The organism is Planktotalea sp. (genome assembly GCF_049680325.1).
GTDB lineage: Bacteria > Pseudomonadota > Alphaproteobacteria > Rhodobacterales > Rhodobacteraceae > Planktotalea.
The window spans coordinates 1-4,981 of record NZ_JBAUHO010000387.1 but is presented as its reverse complement, the minus strand read 5'-3'; the positions used below and the strand labels follow the sequence as shown (position 1 = coordinate 4,981).

The 4,981-nt window shown below is 53.9% G+C and carries 6 protein-coding genes and 2 pseudogenes; 1 reads left to right on the top strand and 7 read right to left on the bottom strand.

The window, feature by feature from the left end:
- The 7 genes and pseudogenes from WBC85_RS17285 to WBC85_RS17255 all read right to left on the bottom strand — a co-directional run.
- Positions 1-856 (bottom strand): annotated as a pseudogene (locus tag WBC85_RS17285) (thiosulfohydrolase SoxB); the annotation flags it as partial.
- A 98-nt stretch (positions 857-954) separates the two neighbouring features.
- On the bottom strand, positions 955-1,803 hold the full coding sequence (soxA, locus tag WBC85_RS17280) for a sulfur oxidation c-type cytochrome SoxA (RefSeq protein WP_424440301.1): 849 nt from the start codon (positions 1,801-1,803) through the stop codon (positions 955-957).
- Between the two features lie 75 nt (positions 1,804-1,878).
- Positions 1,879-2,208, bottom strand: coding sequence for a thiosulfate oxidation carrier complex protein SoxZ (gene soxZ, locus WBC85_RS17275; protein WP_424440298.1), 330 nt, complete (start codon positions 2,206-2,208; stop codon positions 1,879-1,881).
- Positions 2,209-2,226: 18 nt separating this feature from the next.
- Positions 2,227-2,643, bottom strand: a complete 417-nt coding sequence (soxY, locus tag WBC85_RS17270; RefSeq protein ID WP_424440295.1) for a thiosulfate oxidation carrier protein SoxY — start codon at positions 2,641-2,643, stop codon at positions 2,227-2,229.
- A gap of 27 nt (positions 2,644-2,670) precedes the next feature.
- Positions 2,671-3,159: a sulfur oxidation c-type cytochrome SoxX gene (soxX, locus tag WBC85_RS17265; protein WP_424440292.1), complete on the bottom strand. Its 489-nt coding sequence runs from the start codon at positions 3,157-3,159 to the stop codon at positions 2,671-2,673.
- Positions 3,160-3,310: 151 nt separating this feature from the next.
- Positions 3,311-3,892 (bottom strand): thioredoxin family protein, encoded by a 582-nt coding sequence (locus WBC85_RS17260; RefSeq protein ID WP_424440289.1) that lies wholly within the window; start codon positions 3,890-3,892, stop codon positions 3,311-3,313.
- Positions 3,893-3,954: 62 nt separating this feature from the next.
- Positions 3,955-4,692 carry a cytochrome c biogenesis CcdA family protein gene (locus WBC85_RS17255; RefSeq protein WP_424440286.1) on the bottom strand — a complete coding sequence of 246 codons (738 nt, stop codon included), beginning with the start codon at positions 4,690-4,692 and terminating at the stop codon, positions 3,955-3,957.
- A 70-nt stretch (positions 4,693-4,762) separates the two neighbouring features.
- On the opposite strand from WBC85_RS17255, the pseudogene WBC85_RS17250 reads away from it, so the two are divergent.
- A pseudogene (locus WBC85_RS17250) lies at positions 4,763-4,981 on the top strand (thioredoxin family protein); the annotation flags it as partial.

The window sequence follows — 4,981 nt, the reverse complement described above, 5'->3', positions numbered from 1 at the left end:
CGTCAAAACCGTTGTGGCTTAGGCAGACGACAAGCTCTGCGCCATTTGCACGGACTTCATCGACCATTTCCTGCATGCGCTCATCGCGGATACCAAAGGAGTATTCCGGGAACATCCAGCCCGGGTTAGCGATTGGCATATAAGGGAAGGCCTGACCGATAACCGCGATCTTAACGCCGCCCCGCTCGAAGAACTTATAGGGCGGAAACAGTTCTGTCGGTTCGTCCCATTCCGCATCAAAGATGTTCTGGCCGAGCGCCGCGAACGGCAGGCCTTCAACTATTTCGTTCACGCGATCAGAGCCAAGCGTAAATTCCCAGTGGAATGTCATAGCGTCGGGCTTGAGCGCATTCATCACGTTGACCATGTCCTGGCCTTCGGTTTTGTAGCATGTGTAGCTGCCGTGCCATGTATCGCCGCCATCCAGCAGCAGTGCATCAGGGCGATCTGCACGAATGGAATTCAGAACAGTCGCAACGCGGTCCAGACCGCCAACGCGGCCATAGGCCTGCGCAAGCGAAGTGAAATCATCATAGCTCAAAGCATAGGCCGAATGGCTCTTGTCCTCGATGCCGTAGAGTTTACGGAACTCCGCGCCCGTCACATGGGGCACTGCCCCCTTGTTAGAACCAACGCCGATGTTGATCTCTGGCTCGCGGAAATAGATCGGTTTCATCTGCGCGTGGATATCGGTGATATGCATCAACGTGACATTACCAAACGTGTCGAAATCCAGCAGCTTGTCCTGCGTCATTGCCTGCTGCGCCCCGAGACGGGCCCAGTTGCCAAAGCCAGACGCGCCATAGAGCGCAGATGCGGCCATTGAGACTTGCAGAAAATCGCGGCGAGAAATCATTTGGGAGGGCCTTCTTGATGGCGCATACATATGCGCATTTTTGAATGGATTAAGTGCGAAAAACCCCGCCAGCCAAAAGCCGACGGGGTCATTCAGATTTAGTTACGAACGGATGGGCCTTCGATGCTCAGACCGTTACCGCGGCTCATGACATAAAGTTCAAGCGCAACAAACTCTTTGCTACCCTCTTTATATGTCTCGGCGCGTGTATCGCGCACGCAGCCTTTAAAGCGGTTGTGGACACCGTTCAGCTTGGCATTCTTCAGACGATAGGCGGGGAAGCCGTTAATCTGGCCTTGGCTCAGGTGGTCCGCACGGATCATCAGGCCATAGCTGTCTTCGTGGCAATTTGCGCAAGACAGATCAAGCTGGCCTGTACGTGTGTAATACAGCTCTTTGCCCATTTCCCATGTGGATTGCGCAGGACCGTCGATTGCGACGTTCACAGGCATGCCACGGGAAACCGAGGAAAGCGCAGCTTCCATGTTGATCGCGGAGCCGCCATCATACTTCCAGGCTTCTGCGCCCATTCGGCTGGTGCGGCAGTCATTGACTTGCATCTGCAACGTGCGCACTTCGCCTGCTGCTTCGTTCCACTTGGGATAGGTCGCTTTCACGCCTGCCATGGAGTCCATGTCGTTATGGCATGATGAGCAAGACTTGCCCTCGCTACCGTCAACAGTATCCCATGCTTCAAGACCTGCTTCCACGAAAACCATGCCTGGATTGTCGAAGTCATCCAACTGCATTGCTTGCGTTTCATCAGAGCGGAAGTGCCAACCGGACATGACCTCGTCCAGCACATCAGACAAATGTGCGGGCGCGGCGGTCTTTGTGACCATCTCCGTTTCACCATTGATAACCATCGTGTCATCATCAGCGTCAGCAACCGCAAACGTCGGAGCCAACATCAATGCAGCGACAGCCGTCATTGCTTTAAAGTTCATTCTTATTCCTCCCTAGCAGGGCCTTGCTGCACGCGCATTCGGCGCAACAAGGTGTCCTGTTATTGCTTGCTGGCTTCAGCCAATCGCAATTTTTTTGCTATCATCGTAGACGTCGCCATCGTCGTCATACCATGTGAACTTGAACTCGCCCTCTTCTGGAACAGTTGCGTCGAACTGAATATAGGGGTTGGTCGAGATTGCAGGTTCCAAAGTCACGTCGATCACGTTCTTACCATTGAAATCGCAGGTAAAACGGTTGATGATCGAGCGCGGGATCTTGTTGCCATCGCTGTCTTTGCGCTGACCGGATTCCATCTTGTGGCTGATAAGCGTTTTAATCGTAATGGCCTCGCCGGCTGCTGCCTTTTTCGGGACCTTGACGCGGGGTTTTACACCTGATGCCATGTTCTTAACTCCTGAAATTTAGCCGCCGCAGCCGCCGATTGTTACTTTTACAGTCGATGCTGCGCGAACAAAGCTGCCATCCGCCATTTTGGCGACTGCAACAACGTCCTGCGTGCCGGCCAGACGAATACGTGTGGAGGCTGACTGGGATGCTGCCAATTCACCGAAGTTGAATTGCGCAACGCCCGGTGTCGGGTTGCCTGCCGCCAAAACCAGAATCGACGTCGCGCCAGGTGCGCTAACTTCGATTGGTACAGTATTACCGTTTTCAGCAATCTCCGGCGCGGTTAGCGTCAAACCACCCTCGCCTACATCCGCGCCGCCTGTGAACGCTGCAATTGCATCGTCCGCCGCAGCATTAACCTGAAATGGAAGTACCGTCAGCGCGGCGGCACCAAGCCCCATCGCCAAGGTATCTCTACGTGAGAACTTCATGTTCATCTCCTTGAAATCCGTCGCTAATTATTCTTTGAGTGTGGCCAAGAACGCCACCACATCTTCGATCTGCTCAGCACTTAGCAGCGGGGTCAGAGCGCCTTCAGCTGCCTTGCCCGTGTAAGCGTTTCCAGGGCGGGTGAAACCATCCACCTTGTAGTAAGCTGGCATCATCGTGCCTTCGAATGTCATTTTCGAATTCGCTAGAATGCCGCGAAGCTCCGCTTCGCTCCAGCGTTCGCCAGCGCCGTCAAGTGCCGGACCAATCTCACCCTGAAACGGAATGTCCGCCAAGGCAGAAACCTGGTGGCAAGCAACGCAGTTACCCTGCCCTTTGTCGCCAACGACCTTCGCGCCTGTTTCGGCGTTTCCGGCAGCGCCAGTTAGTGACATTTCGACCGCACCAGATTCGTCAAATTTGACATCTGCTGGTGCAACCATCTCCGCCCAGCCTGCGCTGCTCAGAGCAATGACACCTGCGACACTTGCTGCCGCTAGTTTATTAATCGTTTTCATAGTCCCTCCCGTCGTGACCATGCTTTGCATGTCTGCATATCGTATGGTTCGGTATACCGTAGTTCACTGCACCGCTTGAACGCAACAACAAATTCGCAAAAGTGAATACCAATCGCACTTGTCGCGCAAGAATATTGCGTGCGCAACCCGTTTAGTCTGTGGATCCGTTGCTTCGCTCCTGAATGCGGCGGGCGTGATAGCGTTGGAAATCCTCCCCGTTATCAAGCTCGTATCGCTTTTCATTCACCCACGTGAACATGTCGAGCGTCGTTCCCTTACCGAAGGCCCCCGGCATGATCGCAACTGCTGCCTGCGGCGTTGCTTTGCCTTCTTCTACGGCCTCGGGCAGGAACATCATCGAGGGCGTAAAGAGAATCCCCCATTTGCGCGCCATGTCTTTTTCGGGCAGCGTTTCGCCATCAAAATCAGTAACTTCGATGTCACCGTGCAGGTTTAATTGCACCACAAAGAAGTTCTCTTTGATGTAGTCGCTCACCACCGCCTGGGAAAACACCTCCTTATGCATCTTGGTGCAGTAGATGCATCCGCGCTGCTCGAAAATGACCATCAGGCGTTTGCCTTCGTCATTCGCCTCGGCCAGATCTTCGCGCAAGTCCTTGAACGTATCGCGCATCCAATCCGTCTTGTGCAGACCGTCGTCACCTATCGTTGCAGCATAGGCGGGCAACGTGAATGCGGCGGTTGCTGCCGCTAGAAAAAACCGTCTCAACATCTTCATTTCCTCCAAGCAATAGCGTTCAATCTGTCAAAGAACGCTTAAAAATCCCAAGCTCTTCAGCCAAGTGTACCGAAGGACGGGAACCATTCAATCATAGCGGCCGCGATAATGTTTACGCTGCCTGTTGCGATCAGGATCGCGAACAGGATCAACATAACACCCATGACTTTTTCAACGTGGCCAAGGTATTTGCGATTACGCCCCATCCACGCCAAAAACGGGCGCGCAAAGAGTGCTGCAACTACGAAAGGTGCAGTCATTCCAAGGCCATAGACCAGCAACAACAGCCCACCGCGCCAGATATCGCCCATGCCCGATGCGATCATCAGGATCGATGCCAGCGCAGGCCCGACGCAAGGCGTCCAGCCAAATCCAAAGGCAAGCCCCATGATATATGCGCCGATCACCGTTGTCGGCTCTGCGGTGCTTTCGATCTTGGCTTCACGGTAGAGAAAGCCGATTTTCATCACACCCAAAAAGTGCAAACCAAAGACGAAAAGCACAGCAGCGGCCACATAGCTTAGCGGCTCCAGCCATTGGCCAAAGGCCTGCCCGATTGCGGTGGCCCCCATGCCCAGCAAAACAAAGATCGTGCTAACCCCAAGCGCGAACATGATGGCAGAAATAACCAAGCGGCGCTGCGCACCCGGCGCAATTTCGCCGTCGCCGCGCAGCTCTGACATAGAGATGCCCGCCATATAGGACAGATAGAACGGAACCATCGGCAAAATGCAGGGCGTAAAGAAGGATAGAAGCCCTGCAAATGCGGCCCCCGCAAATGAAATGTCGAGCATCACGGATTCCTTGTGTTATTCACATATTCAAATTATGTTGATTGTTAACACCGGGTCAATCGAGTTACACATGTTTCGCCATTTATATAAAATCACGCTCGCTGTTGCACTGTCTCTCGGCACAGCCACGGCTGCATTTGCCGTCGATCTTATTATGGTGGAGCAAAAGGGCTGCCACTATTGCGAGGCGTGGATGGACGAGATCGCGCCCGCCTACCCTAAAACCGACGAAGGCAAATTTGCCCCCCTTTTGCGCCGCGATATTCACGATGGCGCACCCGACGGTATG

Coding starts and splice junctions, on each gene's coding strand:
- soxA (WP_424440301.1), bottom strand. CDS start 1,803: ATGAACTTTAAAGCAATGACGGCTGTCGCTGCATTGATGTTGGCTCCG.
- soxZ (WP_424440298.1), bottom strand. CDS start 2,208: ATGGCATCAGGTGTAAAACCCCGCGTCAAGGTCCCGAAAAAGGCAGCA.
- soxY (WP_424440295.1), bottom strand. CDS start 2,643: ATGAAGTTCTCACGTAGAGATACCTTGGCGATGGGGCTTGGTGCCGCC.
- soxX (WP_424440292.1), bottom strand. CDS start 3,159: ATGAAAACGATTAATAAACTAGCGGCAGCAAGTGTCGCAGGTGTCATT.
- WBC85_RS17260 (WP_424440289.1), bottom strand. CDS start 3,892: ATGTTGAGACGGTTTTTTCTAGCGGCAGCAACCGCCGCATTCACGTTG.
- WBC85_RS17255 (WP_424440286.1), bottom strand. CDS start 4,692: ATGCTCGACATTTCATTTGCGGGGGCCGCATTTGCAGGGCTTCTATCC.